This is a genomic window from Arthrobacter sp. S2(2024) (assembly GCF_036662515.1).
Lineage (GTDB): Bacteria > Actinomycetota > Actinomycetes > Actinomycetales > Micrococcaceae > Arthrobacter.
Genome location: NZ_JAYKZI010000018.1, coordinates 32,564 through 48,808, shown reverse-complemented (window position 1 = coordinate 48,808; position 16,245 = coordinate 32,564). Strand labels below are relative to the sequence as shown.

General features: G+C 60.9%; 12 protein-coding genes and 3 pseudogenes. 4 read left to right on the top strand and 11 right to left on the bottom strand.

Features of this window, described 5'->3' with window-relative positions:
• Positions 1 to 251 precede the first annotated feature (251 nt).
• Positions 252 to 739: pseudogene (locus tag VLA65_RS22060) on the top strand (DUF3237 domain-containing protein).
• Between the two features lie 83 nt (positions 740 to 822).
• Here the strand turns inward: VLA65_RS22060 and VLA65_RS20445 are convergent.
• Positions 823 to 1,260, bottom strand: coding sequence for a DUF3237 domain-containing protein (locus tag VLA65_RS20445; protein ID WP_332603576.1), 438 nt, complete (start codon positions 1,258 to 1,260; stop codon positions 823 to 825).
• 646 nt (positions 1,261 to 1,906) lie between these two features.
• On the opposite strand from VLA65_RS20445, the pseudogene VLA65_RS22055 reads away from it, so the two are divergent.
• A pseudogene (locus VLA65_RS22055) lies at positions 1,907 to 2,026 on the top strand (hypothetical protein); the annotation flags it as partial.
• Between the two features lie 90 nt (positions 2,027 to 2,116).
• On the opposite strand, the pseudogene VLA65_RS22050 reads toward VLA65_RS22055, so the two are convergent.
• From VLA65_RS22050 to VLA65_RS20380, 10 genes and pseudogenes are all read right to left on the bottom strand, one after another.
• Positions 2,117 to 3,128: pseudogene (locus VLA65_RS22050) on the bottom strand (transposase); the annotation flags it as partial.
• Positions 3,129 to 3,469: 341 nt separating this feature from the next.
• Positions 3,470 to 3,829, bottom strand: a complete 360-nt coding sequence (locus VLA65_RS20420) for a cupin domain-containing protein (RefSeq protein ID WP_332603571.1) — start codon at positions 3,827 to 3,829, stop codon at positions 3,470 to 3,472.
• 15 nt (positions 3,830 to 3,844) lie between these two features.
• Positions 3,845 to 5,236 (bottom strand): NAD(P)/FAD-dependent oxidoreductase, encoded by a 1,392-nt coding sequence (locus tag VLA65_RS20415; RefSeq protein WP_332603570.1) that lies wholly within the window; start codon positions 5,234 to 5,236, stop codon positions 3,845 to 3,847.
• Complete coding sequence (locus VLA65_RS20410; RefSeq protein ID WP_332603569.1) at positions 5,233 to 6,867, bottom strand: CocE/NonD family hydrolase; 1,635 nt, start codon at positions 6,865 to 6,867, stop codon at positions 5,233 to 5,235. The genes VLA65_RS20415 and VLA65_RS20410 overlap by 4 nt, the downstream gene beginning before the upstream one ends.
• Positions 6,868 to 7,083: 216 nt before the next feature.
• Positions 7,084 to 7,929, bottom strand: coding sequence for an ABC transporter ATP-binding protein (locus VLA65_RS20405; protein ID WP_332603568.1), 846 nt, complete (start codon positions 7,927 to 7,929; stop codon positions 7,084 to 7,086).
• Positions 7,926 to 8,738: an ABC transporter ATP-binding protein gene (locus VLA65_RS20400; RefSeq protein ID WP_332603567.1), complete on the bottom strand. Its 813-nt coding sequence runs from the start codon at positions 8,736 to 8,738 to the stop codon at positions 7,926 to 7,928. Before VLA65_RS20400 ends, VLA65_RS20405 begins: the two co-directional genes overlap by 4 nt.
• Positions 8,735 to 9,589, bottom strand: a complete 855-nt coding sequence (locus VLA65_RS20395; protein ID WP_332603566.1) for an ABC transporter permease — start codon at positions 9,587 to 9,589, stop codon at positions 8,735 to 8,737. Before VLA65_RS20395 ends, VLA65_RS20400 begins: the two co-directional genes overlap by 4 nt.
• Positions 9,589 to 10,539, bottom strand: a complete 951-nt coding sequence (locus VLA65_RS20390; protein ID WP_332603565.1) for an ABC transporter permease — start codon at positions 10,537 to 10,539, stop codon at positions 9,589 to 9,591. The genes VLA65_RS20395 and VLA65_RS20390 overlap by 1 nt, the downstream gene beginning before the upstream one ends.
• Positions 10,540 to 10,688: 149 nt before the next feature.
• Positions 10,689 to 12,335 carry an ABC transporter substrate-binding protein gene (locus tag VLA65_RS20385; protein WP_332603564.1) on the bottom strand — a complete coding sequence of 549 codons (1,647 nt, stop codon included), beginning with the start codon at positions 12,333 to 12,335 and terminating at the stop codon, positions 10,689 to 10,691.
• A 7-nt stretch (positions 12,336 to 12,342) separates the two neighbouring features.
• Positions 12,343 to 12,846, bottom strand: coding sequence for an amidohydrolase family protein (locus tag VLA65_RS20380; protein ID WP_332603563.1), 504 nt, complete (start codon positions 12,844 to 12,846; stop codon positions 12,343 to 12,345).
• Positions 12,847 to 13,348: 502 nt separating this feature from the next.
• Between VLA65_RS20380 and VLA65_RS20375 the strand changes: the two genes are divergently transcribed.
• Positions 13,349 to 14,554: an MFS transporter gene (locus VLA65_RS20375; protein ID WP_332603562.1), complete on the top strand. Its 1,206-nt coding sequence runs from the start codon at positions 13,349 to 13,351 to the stop codon at positions 14,552 to 14,554.
• Between the two features lie 80 nt (positions 14,555 to 14,634).
• Entirely contained in the window at positions 14,635 to 16,206 is a 1,572-nt protein-coding gene (locus tag VLA65_RS20370; protein WP_332603561.1) for an amidohydrolase, read from the top strand.
• The last annotated feature ends 39 nt before the right edge of the window (positions 16,207 to 16,245 follow it).

Below are 16,245 nucleotides of genomic sequence, written 5' to 3'. Positions count from 1 at the left end.
CTCCCTCGGGCACCAAACACCCGAGGAATTCGAGCAGGCATACTATGCTCGAGAAATCGGCTCGTTACCCGACGACGCCGCCAACAAACAGGCGGCATGATTCCCGGGACGGTTCATTCGGACATCGCCGCCTCCTACAAACTCGCCGCTGGATTCGCCCCGGACATCCTCAACCGGCGCCCTTCGCTCAGCGTCGTTAACTCTCGACCTTAATTCACTCCCGGTTTGTTCTACCGCTGTCACCTTCCACAATGAAATTTGCGAGGAAAGATATGACCTTCACGCCATCCGTTCCCACGCTGAAACCGGCCTTCGACGTCGTAGTGGAGCTCGGGGATCTCCAGGATCATGTGTCGACTCGTGGCGACCACCGTCGGGTCATCCCTATCCTTGGCGGCACAATCACCGGTGAAATAAACGCAGACGTTCTCGCGGGTGGGGCTGACTGGCAGCGTATGAGACCGGACGGCGCGATGACATCGACGGTCGAGACACTGCACGCACCGCTGAGAACCAATACCTCTACCTGCAGGTCAGCGGTGTCCGCTCTGGCCCTCCCGACGTCCTGGAATCCCTGCTGCGTGGGGAGCATATTCAGCCCGAGCGCTACTACCTCCGCACCGTGGTCAATATCGAAACATCTGCCCCGGAACTGGCGCAATGGGAGCGAACGCTGGTAGTTGCCTCCTGTAGACGTGACCGCGACCGCGTGCGATATACCGCGTACCGAGTCCTGTAAGTGCAGCTGAAGTCCCAGGCTTTGGACAGGAGGGCAACGACGAAGCATGAAGCAAATGAACAGGCTTCGCCACCGCTACGTCGTCAGCCGACAGAGAAGTAGTGAATTGCGATTCCGCCCTCGATGCTTTCTGCTCGGCCAATAAAGAGGTTTTCGGTGAGCCATGCGAGGTTTTCATCGGCCGAGTCAAATTCCGACGTGACCCGGAAGTATCTTCCAGGGCGCTCCAGTCCATCGGGGGTCTCGGCTCCCTCGAGCTCCTGCTCATCCAATCGGTAGCACCCGCTCGTTCTCACCTCGATGATTCCGTGAGTGTCGGAGTCGATGAGGTGGCGTGCGTCCAACCGCGCGGTCCCGCCAATCCGTCGTGACCAGTTCGCACCCGCCGGAAGAACGCGGCCCGTCAACTGGCCGCTGCACGATCCGCCAGTCACCGGGGTGACACGACCTGTCGTGCCGTCTGCGCCGGTGACGTCTGACACCTCACCCAAATCAATTCGCACCGTAAACCTATAGCTCATCGTGGGAGCATGTGTCTCCGGTACAAGGACGGGCTTCGTCACTATTTCGTGAGCTGACATCTGCGGGTTCCTCCTGTGCTGGCGCGGGGCGCGTGTTGTATTTGCTATACGAGAGCCTATTCGTCTTGGCTATCCGCACAACGGATGGTTCCGCACAGTGGTACGACGTCATTCCCTCACGGTTATTGGGTGTCTCAAATTAAATCTGCCCAAGAAATGATTTTCGAAATGACCCTATACACCTCGCAACCACCGAAACGAATAAGCCCCATCGCCACACTCCATCACGAACCGGATGGGCGGGGAGCGGCACAGACACAGCATCGCTGCGATCTCGCTTTGGGGAGCATCCTCCTGTGAGGGGCGTCTCCACAATTACAGTCCCGGGAGCCGTTGGCGGTTGGGCACGGTTGCGGTCGATGGCGGGGCTGTAGCCGTTATCCAGTTAGATCGCTCCCGCGATCCGCCTGGCAGTGTGCAGTGAGCCCTTTCCTCGCTGCAGCGGGGAAAGAATACTTACAGGACCTCGCTGCCGACCCCGGATGCGCGCAGGTATTCCTGCGCAGCGGACGGGCACTGAATAACACTGACAGGCTGGAGTAACCCGCGTTGGCCGAGTCGTTGTCTATCTTGGCGGGAAACGGGCGTGGAAGACTTTTATCGCGGTGGCCTTGCCAGTCGCTGGCTCACGGCGCTGCAGCACTTCGGCACTACCCTGACTGAATCCGACGTCACGTCCTACCAACGAGAGACGGTGGCGCCTCTGTGCGCCCGCGTTCTGGGCCTTGATATCGCCACGAGCCCGCCAAACTCGCAGGGTTTTGCTCCGAACGCTGACCCGCCTGCACGGCACCGGGCCGGACGACCTGAGCGCCCGCAGAATCGCGCCGGGGTGCAGGGGCTCGGCGCGCAGGAACAGGTTCGTGCCCGGCGGGTAGTCGGTGAGCGGGATGATGTCGGTGGCGTTAATGACGCAGGCATCGGTCCGGTCGTTGCCGACCTGGTCCTGGGCCGGCTGCCAGTTCTTCTTGTCGTTGATCCAGTCCACCATGTGGGCCTTGGCCGCCGGGACCGGGTAGGAGACAGAGTACTGGGCGTGTCGGCCGTGCAGGTGCCAGAGGAACTTCCTGGAGGCGCCGGCGCTGTCGGTGCGGACCAGAATCTTCTCCCGGCCAGCGCCCCGGTCTCGTCGAAGAACCCTTCGGACAGGCCGGACACGGCCGTCTCGAAGAGGCGGATGTGGTCATCGGCGCTGTTCGCGCCGGCGCTGCCGGGCCGCAGCAGGCAGGCAAGGATTTCGCCGGTGCCGTTACCGGCGCCGTAATCGCAGGAGGCGATGAACGGGGCGAAACCGTAACCGCCCTTGTAGGTGCCGGCGACGTTTTCCTTCTCCTAGTGTGAGGTCACGAGGGTGGCGTCCAGATCCAGGATGAGCGGATCCGCCGCCGTCGCGGATAGCGCCGGGTTCCGGTTCCCGGCCGCTTCACAGGCCCTGGAGCGCAGGTGCCGGGTAAGGGTTTCGATGCCAGAGCCGAGCAGCTCGGGGTTCGTCACGGTGCGCTCGAAAACCGGGAAACCGTCGCGTTCGAGGGCAGCCGGCCGAAGACCCCCGGTGAGACGCGCAGCATGTCCAGATCGGACACGTGTTCGCCTCCGGTGGCCAGCATCGCCGCCAGCGAACCAAGTATCCGGCCGGCCCGGTGCGTCGCGCCCGCTGGAACGAACTGGCCCAACCGGTCCTCGCACAATGCCCCGAAACCAAGGGCATCGATGAAACCGGTCAGGACTTTAACCCCGGCGTGGGAGACCAGGGACTGGCCGGTGAAAGTGACCGGAATCGACGGAAAAACACAGGTAGACTTTTGCATCGAAAGGGTGCTCTTTCGCTCGGCAAATAACGGTCTCGACAACCACTATTTTCCCAGCTCAGAGCGCCCTTCCCTGCTTAAACACACACGCGGAGTGACCCGCCATGAAACCCCCGGGTTAGCTGATACAACCGCTCTACTACGGATTCGGCTCGTGCGTCCTTGACCCGGACACAGGCATCCTGTTTCAGAACAGTGGGACGGCTTTCACAGACGGCTTTGACGTCGAGGTCGTGCCGCCGCGGTCCAACCTACCGGCAACTCGAACGTCATAGTGGTGGGGGGCGACGAGGTCATCGATGCCGCCAGTGACCCACGTTCAGACGGGTCTGCCGCCATCGTCACGAATTGATGATGATGTAGGTCTTCCTCACGGTCTCGTGCACGTGCCATACCCCTGTCCAGCCATCGGGCATCACGAGCGTGTCACCGGCGATTAGCTCGACGCTTTCACCCTCATTGGGCTCGACCGTCACTCGGCCTGAGAGCAGTTGGCAAACTTCGGAATAGCCGTCCCGACGCCCGGAGAACGACCCGGGCGTACATTCCCACACTCCGGCGTTGGCCCTGCCATCAGGGCTATCCCAAACCGTCAAGGAGGCCTCCTCCACGCCGTCCGTCAGGGCAGTTGGCTTTGGCCTGAAAGGTCCCAACTCGACCCCAGCGGCGTCGTGCAGCGTGACGCTGGTGGTGTTATTCATGTTCGTTCCTTCTTCTTATCTGCCGGCGACGATGTCAGCGAGCTTGGCAACTGGGGAGGTCCGCTGCCCGCCTTTCGCTTCTGCCCGGTCGGCGATGCGGTAGGAGGCGTAAATGCCCTGCACGCCCAACCACCGCAACGGCTCAACCTCCCACTTGCGGGCTTTCTGCCCCACCCAAGGCAAGCGGGTGATTGAGGTGTCGCGCTCGAGGATGAGGTCAGCGAGGGTCCGGCCGGCGAGATTGGTGGCCGCCACTCCCGTTCCCACGTAACCACCTGCCCAGCCCAGGCCGCTGCGACGGTCGAGACCCACTGTTGCTGCCCAGTCGCGGGGTACACCCAGGACACCAGCCCAAGCGTGTGCAACCGGGACTCTTCCAGCTGCGGGGAAAAACTCGTGGAGCAGCCGGCTCAGTTCGCGAATCGTATTTGCCTGCGTTGCCCCATCGGTGTCGACTTTTGAGCCGTATCGGTAGGGGACACCCCGCCCGCCGAAGGCTATTCTGTCGTCCGCTGTGCGTTGCGCGTACATGTAGACGTGGGCGAAATTGCCGAGTGTTTCGTACTCGTTCCAACCGATCTCCGCCCAGACGGATTGGGGCAGCGGCTCCGTCACGATCATTGAGGAGTTCATCGGCAGCCAGGTGCGGTGCTCGTGCTTCAGATCGGCGGTAAAACCCTCTGTGGCACGAATGACATGCGTCGCCCGCACAGTTCCCTTGTCGCTGTATGCGCAACCCGATGTAATCTCGGATACTCGGGTGCCCTCGTAAATCACGACTCCCGCGGCTTCAACGGCGTGGGCAAGACCTCGGGAGAGTTTGGCGGGGTGAACCTTGGCGCAGTGTGGATCCCAGATCGCACCGAGTACACCGTCAACTCCGATGCGCTCCTGCGCTTCCCGAGCGCCAAGGACGACCAGGTCTGTTCCGGGCCACTCGCTTTCTCGATCGGCTTCAGCTTTTAGCCGGGCCAGTTGCGATTCCGTGCGGGCTATCCGCAGCTCTCCGCCTTTCCTGGCGTCCGCCTCGATTCCTTCAGCCGAAAGTACTGTAAGCACCTCATCAACCGTGCTGTTGAGGGCGAGCTGCTGGTCAATGGCTGCGGAACGGCCGTGGGTCTTCGCATAGCGGGCCCGGCCTCCCGTTACCGAACCACTGACCCAGCCGCCGTTCCTGCCGGAGGCGCCGAAACCAGCAAATCTCTGCTCGAGGATGACGACCCGCAACGTTGGGTCCAGACGGGAGAGATAGTAGGCAGTCCACAACCCGGTGTAGCCAGCACCAACAATACAGACATCCGCCGTGATGTCCCCGGGAAGCGCCGCCCGTTGCATCGGCATGCCTATCTGCTGCCACCAGAAGGAGATGTCGCCATTGCGGACTTCACTCGGGTCCTGTGCGGTCATGTGGAATCGCCTTCCCTTATTGACTGTGTCGTCGTCATGGTGACGGAAAAGCCGCGCCGGCCGCCGACGAGAACCCGTTGGGTGTTGAGAGCCGTCTCAACGGCTGCCCATGGGTCCGCGCCGGTGCCGGGAAGGGGCACAAACTCAGGGAAGTCACTGCTGGCCAGCTCAACCTCAAGGTGATGGCCTGCCCGCACCAGGTACCCCGCGTAATCCATGGTGATTTCGACCGATGTCTCAGACGTGGAATCAACGATGTGGATGTCACCCCGGGCAATCCGGAAACGAGCGCCGGTTTCATCCACATCCATCAGCCGTACGAAAACATCCATGCTGGGTCCGGTGGAACGGAAGCACCCCCCAGCCTGTACCTTCCCCACTATTTCAACATCCTCAAGGAGCGGTTCGCTACGAAAGGAGAGCACCCCCGGGTGTCGGCTTGCGCGTTCAGTGTCACCGGGATCGAGGATGGATTTGAAGGGGTTCGGGGCTGGAGTAGGGACCAGGTCATCCGGATCATGAATCCACTGACGCGTGCTTTCCTGGCTAGTTGAAGGTACGGTCCCGGTTCTCTCGAGGACCAGTGCGGAATCCTGGGTCGCCACAAGACGCACCTCTTCTCCCACCGGGGGCCAGACATCCGACTCACGGAGGTCACCGCGACCTTGATCCCCGGCCCGCGCGACTGTGTACCGGACTCGGGGCAATCGAATGTCCTTGACACCTCGGAGGTACACATCGAAGAAGTCCGCGCTCGGCCCGAGGATGCGGGGAATCCGCGCCCGCCACTGATCGACGGTTGGATACTCCACAGCATTGGGGTCTCCGAGCTCGTGGGAGTAGTGGTCGATGGGCTCAATCACGATATGCAGTGCATCACGCCACGCTGCGCGTTCGCTCATAGCCTCGACGTCATGCCATGACCAGGGGGCGCAGTTATCCCACCACCCGATCGTGTACAAAGTCGGTATCGCCCGGGCGTCGAACGGATGCGCTACGCTCCGGTAAACCGGGAGTGGGTGCGCACGCGGATACCACTGGTCAAAGGAACGGGAACTGCCGCCGTTGGCCGCGATGAATGCTTCAATTGAAGCCAGGTAAGGGCGGGTCTGCCAGTCAACTGACCAGAAGAGGTTGTCGTTGTCGTGGAAGAAGGATAGGGGGTATAGGTATGTCTCGGCCCATTCGACGCGACGGGTCACATCCGTTGAGGATGCCAGCCTGGGTTGGCCGAGTTGGGTTCCCGTCAACCGAGGGGCGATTGCCTTGAGCGCCGGGTGCTGGGTGGTCATCGCCGCCAATTGTGTGAACCCATAGTAAGAGTTGCCCCACATCGCGACGTCACCGTTGCACCACTGCTGGCGCGAAATCCAGTCAATGGTGTCGTATCCATCATCCGCCTCATGCACGAGGATCTGCCGTTCCCCCTCCGAACGGAACTTTCCACGCACGTCCTGTGCCACCACGCGATAGCCGCGCGCTATGAAGTATTCAGCGAACAGTGCGATGGGTGTGAACGCACCGCTCTTGTCATAGGGGAGACGCGTCAGCAGCACGGGGCCGGGAGAGCAGTCGCCGTCAGGAAGGTAAACGTCGGTTGCGAGCCTGACTCCGTCGCGCATCCGCACCATGTGGAGATCCGCGGCGGGATCCTGCGGGCCCGGGCCGACCCNGGAGACGCGTCAGCAGCACGGGGCCGGGAGAGCAGTCGCCGTCAGGAAGGTAAACGTCGGTTGCGAGCCTGACTCCGTCGCGCATCCGCACCATGTGGAGATCCGCGGCGGGATCCTGCGGGCCCGGGCCGACCCGTGTGACTTCTGGCGGCATCGTCTTTGGACTACTCGCACTCATTGTTTAACCGCCATGGTGGTGTTCAGCGAGCGCCGGGGCTTCCAGCCCCGGCGCGGAATAGATGCGATCAGTCGGCGTGTGTACTCCGATTGAGGGTTGCCCAGCACGTCGGGGATTGGGCCGGACTCGACGATTTTTCCGTTACGCATCACCACAACCTCGTCACACACCCGCTGCACCACGGCGAGATCGTGGGAGATGAAGAGCAACGCTACCCCGGTCGTCCTGCGGATCTCCTCGAGTAACTCGAGGACCTGACCCTGCACGGAAACGTCCAAAGCGGAGACAGCCTCATCGAGCAGCAACAGTTTGGGGTTGGCTGCTAGTGCGCGTGCGATGGCGACGCGTTGCCTTTGCCCTCCGGAGAGAGCCCGTGGGTATGATGCGAGAAGAGACTCCGGAATGTGGACCTGGTGCGCAAGCTGCTTGATCCGTTCAGCACGAGCGGCTTTCCTGAGGTCCGTGTGCAACCGCAATGCTTCATCAAGGCACGCAGCTACTGATTGACGACGATTGAGCGACTGATAAGGGTCTTGAAAAACCATCTGCACAACGCTGCCCCGCTGGCGTCGTACCCGCGTCCCGACGTTGCCGTCGAGCTTCCAGGGCTCGCCGTTGACCCGGACCGTCCCGCTGGTTAGCGTTTCCAGGCCGACGATCACGCGGACCGTTGTTGATTTGCCGGAGCCGGACTCGCCCAGCACCCCGAGCGAGCCTCCGCGCCGCAATGCGAAGGAGATATCGTCTACGGCGGTGAACACCTCATGGCCAGGACGGTCGACTCTCTGGACCTGATAGCGCTTGACGAGGTTCTCCACTTCAAGGATGTATTCAGAGCTCATGGCCAGTCTTTCTTTATGTCTGTGGAAACGGCTGCGCCAAAGTCGAGTCGAGCCGCCATGAGTTCTTTCGTGTATGCAGCTTGCGCGTGCTCGTAGACATCGTCGGCAGCAATCTCCTCAATGATTTGACCGGCCTGCATCACGACGAGGCGGTCGCACGTGGCCGCAGCAAGGTCGAGATCATGCGTGATGAACATCATCGCGAGGCCGCGATTCTGTCGGAGGCCATCGATAATGGCCATGACTTCCTCTTGGGTAGTCACATCCAGCGCGGTGGTGGGTTCGTCCGCCAGCAACAGCTCAGGATCGGTCATCAGCGCCGCTGCAATCATTACGCGCTGCAGGAGGCCGCCGGAGAGTTCGTGAGGGAACTGGTTCATCCGCCGCTCCGGATCAGTAATGCCAACCTCCCGAAGAAGACCCGTTGCTCGTGCCGTGGCATCTTTGCGGTTAGTGCCACGAAGCTGAATAACGCTCTCGGTGAGGAAGTCTCCGATGGTGTGGATCGGGTTTGTGTGCGCCCGCGGGTCCTGGAAAATCATCGCAACTCTGCTGCCGCGGTAGGCACGCAGCCTTCCCGCATTCATCTGCAGGACGGATTCCCCATCGAAGACAATGTCTCCGTGCAGATTGGCTGTGCTGGGCAAAAGACGGATCACGCTTCGGGCAGTCATCGACTTGCCGGACCCTGATTCACCTACGACCCCCACAGCCTCGCCTGCGCCGATGGTCAGGTTGATTCCTTGGAGGATTTTCTTGTCACCGACGGCGAGGAGGAGATTTTCGATCTGAAGAAGTGGCTTGCTCATCGTTCCCCGATCTCAAATTTGTTGGAAAGGGCGTCGCCGATGACGTTCATCGCAAGCACCGTGATCAGTACCAGAATCGAGGCGATGACTGCCTGTTGGGGATGACCGGCGAGAATCCCGTTTTGACCCTGCGCGATGAGTAAGCCCCAGTCCGCGGCTGGTGGACGTTGTCCCAGTCCCAGGTAGGAGATTGCGCTGAGATCCAGCAGGGCGTAACTGAAGGCAACGGCGCCTTGGACGGCCAGTGCCGGGAACAGGTTCGGAAGAATGTGCCGAACTGCTATGACCATGCGGCTCTGTCCCTGCACCATGAGCGCTGAGACGTAAGGAAGATTCCGTTCCCTGATAGCGGTTGCGCGGAGAATGCGGCCGAATACCGGTGTGAACGCCAACGAGAGCGCGAGCACCGGCGCCCAGAAACCTCCTCCGAACATCGCTGCAGCGAGGATTGCGAGTACAAGCCCCGGGAACGCGAAGAGGATGTCGAAGCCACGCGATATGACGCCGTCAGTGAATTTGCCGAACCATGCCGCGATCAGCGCGAGCAACGTCCCTAGCGAGGCTGACACGAGGACAACGAAAAACGGTCCGGCGATCGTGGTTGGCACCGCAGCCAGGACACGTGAGAAGATATCGCGCCCGGTCTCGTCGGTCCCGAACGGATTCGCCATCGATGGATCCGAGTACCTGTTTGCTAGGTCAATGGCAGTCGGGCTATAGGGCGCCAGCAAGGGGCCGGCAAAAGCCAAGAGGACAAGCAGTGCCACCCAGCCTATGGACGCACAGACCGCCCAGTTGGCTCGACGGGTACGCACCCCTGCGAGATTTGGAGAAGTGGCTACGACAGCCATCAGATCGCTTCCTTTCTTGCGATGCGGGGATCGATAACCGCGTTGACGACATCGACGATGACATTGACTATGACGAATGCCGTCACGAGGAAGAGGCACAGAACCTGCACTACGGGAAGGTCCTGTCGACTTGCTGCGGTGACGAGGAGCGAACCGATTCCGTTGATGCCGAACGCCTGCTCAGCAATAGCGGTGCTGGCGAAGAGGCCAGCGATCGTGATACCTGAGACGGCAAAGATCTGGGACGATGCGTTCCGCAACACGTGATGCGGGATGTAATACGAAGGCGCGAGGCCCCGGCTGCGTGCGGTGTCGACGTGCTCCGAGTACATTTCCGCGCGAACCGCGCTGCGTGTAATGCGGGAAACGAAGGCGAGATAAGCGCAGCTCATGGCTATGGCCGGCAAAGTGAGGTGGCGAATCTGATCGGGAAAGTTCGTACCATTTCCGAATACGGGAAACCAGGTTAGGTACAGCGAGAAGACGGTGATCAGGATGATTGCGATGACGAACGTCGGAGCCCCCATAAGAGTGGAGGTAATCACCGTAACCGCCCGGTCGGTGCGCTTGTTGGCCAGTGCGGCAAGAATACCGCTGCCGATGCCGAGGATCAGGATGATGAGCGCGGCGTAAGCCACGAGAAGAAAAGTTGTCCCGATCCGGGGTGCGATGAGATCGGCGATGTCAGCACGGTAGGCGTACGACCGACCCATGTCTCCCGCGAGGAGATCCCCGAGCCAGCGCCCGTACTGCAGGAGGAACGGGTCGTCCAACCCGAGTTGACGCCGGATCGCGGCAATCGTGGCGGGGTCGGCGTCTTTCCCGCCGAGTAGCGAGGCAGGGTCGCCTGGAGCTAGGAACAGCGCAGAAAAGATCGCGAAGCTTGCAATGAGCAAGGTTATTGCCAATGCGGCGACCTTGCGAAGGAGGAACCAGATAGTTGTGGTCATTTTCTCCCACCGATTCTTGTCCGATCCGCTGACGGATCGTAATTTGGGTACATCATGTGCTCCTCCGGGGACTCACTGCTGAATTGCATCGCTCGTTAGGCAGGCAGCGCGCGTAGATGGCGCGCTGCCCGCCCGGGTAGTTACCGTTGTTACTTGCCGCCGAGGTCGATTGCCCAGGGCGCCGTGATGTGGCTGAAGGACGTGACGACACCGGACAAGTCATTGCTCAGGAATGTCCGCGTGTACTCGTTGGCAAACATAATCATCGGCCGGTCGGGAACGTAGAGGCTTTGGGCTTTAACAAACGCCTCTGCGGCAACCTTTGAATCAGTCGATGTCGCTGCCGTGTCCATGGCCTTGGCAACCTCAGGGTTGTCATACTCGGTCCAGTTGAAGAGCCCGTTCGGCGTGATGAAGAAGGCCGGGTACTGCAGGATGGAAGGAGTGTCGCTGTATCCGGTGGTCAGAACGAAGTCAAGCCCCTTGCGGCCTTCGGGTTTATAAAAGATCGCCGAAAATTCTGCGGCCTGAAGTTGTTTGATCTCCATTTTCAGGCCGATCTGCTCTGCGGTCGCCTGGACGATAGTGGCGAGGGTCAGGGCAGTCTGGTCTCCGGAGGTGATAGCCAGGACGAGTTTAGCGCCGGTGGCCCCGGCTTCCTTGACCAGTTTCGTTGCTTCTTCAATTCGTCCGCCGGAATTGTCAGGAAGCGCTTCGTAGCCCTTACGGTAAATGTCAGCGTGCTCGGAACCCTCCCACATGAACGGAGGCACGAACGTCTTGATCGGCTGACCGAGCCCGTTCAGCGCAGCGTCGATCGCCGCCTTCTTGTCCAGGGCAATGTCGATTGCGGTGCGAACCTTGGGGTCTGCGGCGAAACCCTCCGACGTGGAGGCTGCGAAGGCTACGAATGCGCTGCTGGGCCCTGTGTAGAAAGTTCCTCTGTTCGAACTCTTGAACTGGTCGAGGCTGGCGGCGGGAACCGAGAACGCCCCATCAATTTCACCGGAAAGCAGTGCCGAGGTCAGAGTTGCATCGCCATCGACAAAAACGAGTTCGAGCTCCTTGACCAGCGGGGTCTTCTTCCAATGGTGGGGGTTGGCGGTCATGGTGATCGACTGTCCGGCAACCCAGTTTTTGAACTTGTACGGGCCGGTGCACATCACACCTCCGGAGGGCGTTCCGATGTTCTTACCGGCCTTCTCCGTAAAAGCCTTCTGCACGATGTAGCCGGCCGGCCCCGCGAGGGCGTTGCGGAATTCCGACTCCGGCTCCGACAGCGTCACCGTCACCTGGTTCGGTCCGGTCGCCTCGACACTGGTCATGCGCTTGAAGGCGGAGGCATTTACCGAACCGGTCTTCGCGTCTGCGTTGCGCTGGAAGCTGAAGATGACGTCCTCCGTGGTGAGCGGGGTACCATCCCAGAACTTCACATCGTCACGGAGGTCAATAACGAGCGTGGTGTCGTTCGCCCATTCGGCGGAGGTAGCCAGGTTCTCCGCGATTCCGAACTCCGGAGTGGTGAGGAGAATGGTCTCGCACATGTTCGCGACAGCGTAGTAAGCGGAATCGTTCCCTGCTTTGCTGGGATCAACGGTCGACGGTTCACCCGTACTCATTCCCCAGGTCACCTTGTCCACCTCTTTGGTACCCGGCGCGGTGGTTGCGACAAGGGCGGCTTTATCGAATTCCGGTGCGGGCGTACGGTTACTGCTGCCGCCGCCGCCGGTACAGCCGGCGAGGGTCATAGCGGTGGCAATCGCTGCTGCGATTGCCAATTGCTTGACTTGCTTCATTGCGGTCTCATTCCTTTGGTGTGTTGGGATTGCGGACTAGGTTGTTGAAAGCTGACTCATCGCGGAGATGCACTATCAGACCGCCCAGGACGGTAGCGTGCACATCGAGCCCAAAGAGTTCGTCCGGGGCTAAAGCGTCCGGATCGCCGGTCAGGATGGCAAGATCACCGAGAGCGCCCGGGAACAAGGACCCCCTGTCATGATCCTGATGGGAACTTTCCGCTGCCCAGACTGTCCACATCGACACCGCCGATTCGAAGTCGATCGCCTCTCCTGCGAGGGCAGATCCCCCTTTCCCGAGCTCATTGCAGGCAGCAGCGATGCTGAAGAGCGGGCGAGGAAGCATAGTTTCCACTCCACACATGTCGGAGAAGAGGACCGGTTTCGTGCCGCGCTCGATGTATGAGCGATAGGGCGCGCCCATGCCGTTGGACACTCCGGAGCCGGCCGCAGGGTCGAGCGAAATGCTCTGCGGCGCAATCATCGTGAAGTACATGCCAGCGTCGCGCATCTATTTATCAACTTCCATTCCGGGGGATCCAAAATTGGGGTACGACCGAGACTAGCGACCCGCCGGGGGCGCCCGCCTAAATCGTTCCGTCCTGCAGCACGTTTATTCGGGTTCACATCGGTTGCGGCGAAGCCGGGGGCGGGGGGCTTCCAGACAAGGTGTCCGAGTTGTCACACAGAACCTACTTGCCGCAGTCCGCGTATTCACTTTTCTGAACTGCAGCTAAATATTTCTTTACCGTGCCCACAGAGTAGTGTGAAGGGCATCACACGTCAAAACTTAGTCACGTGTGTGAAGTCTGCTTGGATGCCAGGGACTGTCCTAGAGCCCGGCTACGAAACGCGGCCTGCACGTGACAGGCGGTGACTGAGTACTTGAAGGTCGGGCACTGTCGTGCTGCTCAGCGGAACCCTCCCTCGACTTGGCAACTTGAACATCAGAGGATTGCACCCGAACGGCTCTGCGAGCCAGGTTACAACGGCAGTTCGGGAGGAGACTAGGCATGAATGCGTATCGTGTGCTGTTCAGCAACCGGGGCGTCGCCCGCGTTCTCTCTTCGCAACTCTTCGCCCGGCTGCCCCTTGGCCTGTTTTCAATTGGCATCCTGATGCACGTCGAAGCACTCACGGATTCGTTCGCGACAGCAGGACTTGTGGTTGCATCCGTCAGCGTCGGACAGGCGACCATTATGCCGCTGGCGAGCCGCCTCGCCGGTGTGGTGGGTGCCCGCCGTCTGGTCAAACTCGCGGCCTCAGCACATGCAGCAAGTTCCGTAGGCCTGGCGTTATGCGGACCGGCTGAGGGGCCGCTGATCGCGCTGGGCCTTCTTGTAGGAGCGACAGTGCCGCCGCTTATGCCGGTAGTCCGAGCCCTCTACCCACGTATAGTCCCGCCCAGCTCGGTCCCGGCGCTTTTCGCCGTCGACACCATCATCGAAGAACTTATCTGGATCATCGGGCCTGTCGCGGCAACATTGCTGGTCGCGTCATTGGCACCACCAGCGCCGATGTTTGCATGCTCGGCGATCACCCTGGCCGGGACACTCTGGTTCATAGCCAGCCCTGCAATAGCCAGCCTTAGCCTCCCTCGCGCGGTATCTCACTTCGGGCGAGTGCTAGGCAGTCGCCCGTTACTGGTGGGCATGGTAACGAGCCTTCTCCTCGTCGGTTCGTTCATGGCACTTGAGGTCGCTATTGTCGTTAAATCCGATCTTGACCCCCTCGTGGCCGGTCTGGCAATAGCTATGTCGTGCCTCGGCTCACTCATAGGAGGGCTGGGCTTTGGTCACCGGCGACTGGGGGTTCCGGGCACGATGCTCGCCTTAGGAGTCGTTGCTGCCGGCACCGCCCTGACCGGACTCAGTGACAACCCTGTTGTGCTGGCTGCCGGATTACTACTGTCTGGACTCGGCTTCGCACCCGCGCTTTCGATGATTTACGTCATGGTGTCGCGGACTACGGCTGAGGACGCCACGGCTGAGGCTTTTGGATGGCTGACGACGTCGAATCTTGTTGGGGGCGCGGCGGGCACCGCGATGGGAGGACTGTTCGCCGATGTCTCCGGAACTGGGGGAGTGTTCCTCTTCAGCACAGCGTTGGCTTGGCTGGCTACAGCGGCTCCCGGCCTTGCGCGTCTGGGTGGCCCGCTTCCTGGGCTGTCGCGCTCAGCAGACCTTCGGGACATACCGACTAAGAAACGAGTGAAATGAACACTGCAGACACCGTCTTCATTGGCGGAGCAATTTTTACCAGGGGCCAGGTATCTTCGGGTCCCGCGGCCATCGCCATAGTGGACGGCATTATCGCCGCGATTGGTACTGATGAGGAGATTAGAGGGTGGGTTGCACCGCGCACTGAGGTAATCGACCTCCGCGGGCGCCTGCTTGTTCCTGGCTTTCAGGATGCCCATGTCCATCCGGTCGCGGCGGGCATTGAACTCCTGCAGTGCAATCTTACTCAGGCAACTGATGCCGATGACTGCCTCCGCAGGATACGCGAGTACGCAGATGCTAATCCTGATGAACCTTGGATTCTCGGGGGTGGCTGGTCCATGTCATTTTTCCAGGGCGGAACGCCGGCGGCGTCCCTGCTCGACGATGTGGTACCGGACCGTCCGGTCATGCTGGTCAATCGCGACCACCACGGGACATGGGTTAACAGTCTGGCGCTCGAGTTGGCTGGCATAGATGCAAACACTCCCGATCCCGTTGACGGCCGGATTGAAAGAGACACCGCCGGCAACCCCTCGGGAACACTGCACGAGGGGGCGAGTGAACTTTTGAGCGGCGTACGCCCCGTCGTGAATGACGCGTTGGCCTACCGTGGCCTTTTGCGTGGCCAGCAAGAACTGCACTCCTTTGGAATTACCGGTTGGCAGGATTCCCTGATCGGCACCGGCCTTGGCATGCCGGATGCCCTCGGAGTCTACCTCCGTGCGCTCGAGGAGGGCTCTCTACGATCGCGCGTCACGGGCGCCCTTTGGTGGGAACGGCACGAGGGGCTCGAGCAGGTAGGAAAGCTCATCGCTCGGCGTGATCTCGTCACCCAGGCAGCCCGCCCCGAAATGCTTTCCGCGGGCACGGTCAAGATGATGATCGACGGCGTCACGGAGAATTTCACTGCAGCCATGACTATGCCCTACCTGGACGTCCACGGGCACTGCACCGACAACGCCGGCCTCTCGTTCATCAGCCCGGAAGCCCTGAATACCTTCGTGAGTCGGCTGGATGAGGAAGGGTTTCAGGTGCACTTCCATGCCCTCGGTGATCGCGCCGTCCGGGAAACACTGGATGCCCTCGAGGCGGCGCGTGCAAGCAACGGGCCATCGACCAACCGCCACCACATTGCCCACCTGCAGGTTGTCGCTGCCGCGGATGTGCCTCGGTTTGCCGAGCTCGGTGTCGCAGCCAATATTCAGGCCCTCTGGGCATGCGAGGACGAGCAGTTGTACGACCTCACGTTTCCATTCCTGGCGCAGGAACTGATTGAGCAGCACTACCCCTTCGGCGCCCTTGCCAAGGCAGGTGCCCGACTGGTCGGCGGCAGTGACTGGCCGGTTTCTACTCCCGATCCGATCCAAGCGATCCATGTGTCGGTTAACCGCGTCACGCCCGGCGGGGATAATCTGCCCCTTGGCGGCGACCGGCAGCGGCTTGGATTGGCCGAGGCGATCACCGCGTACACGGAAGGATCCGCCTATATCAATGGGCGGGAGGAATCAACGGGAAGCCTTCGTGTGGGGTACCGCGCGGACCTGGCCGTGATCGACCGTGACCTGTTTGCGGTCCCCGCCGAACGCATACACGAAGCGAAAGTCGTTTCAACATGGATTGACGGGATTTGCGTGTACGAAGGACAGTGATTGTGCGGGCAGCGCGGCAGGTTGCCGCGCTGCCCGCCC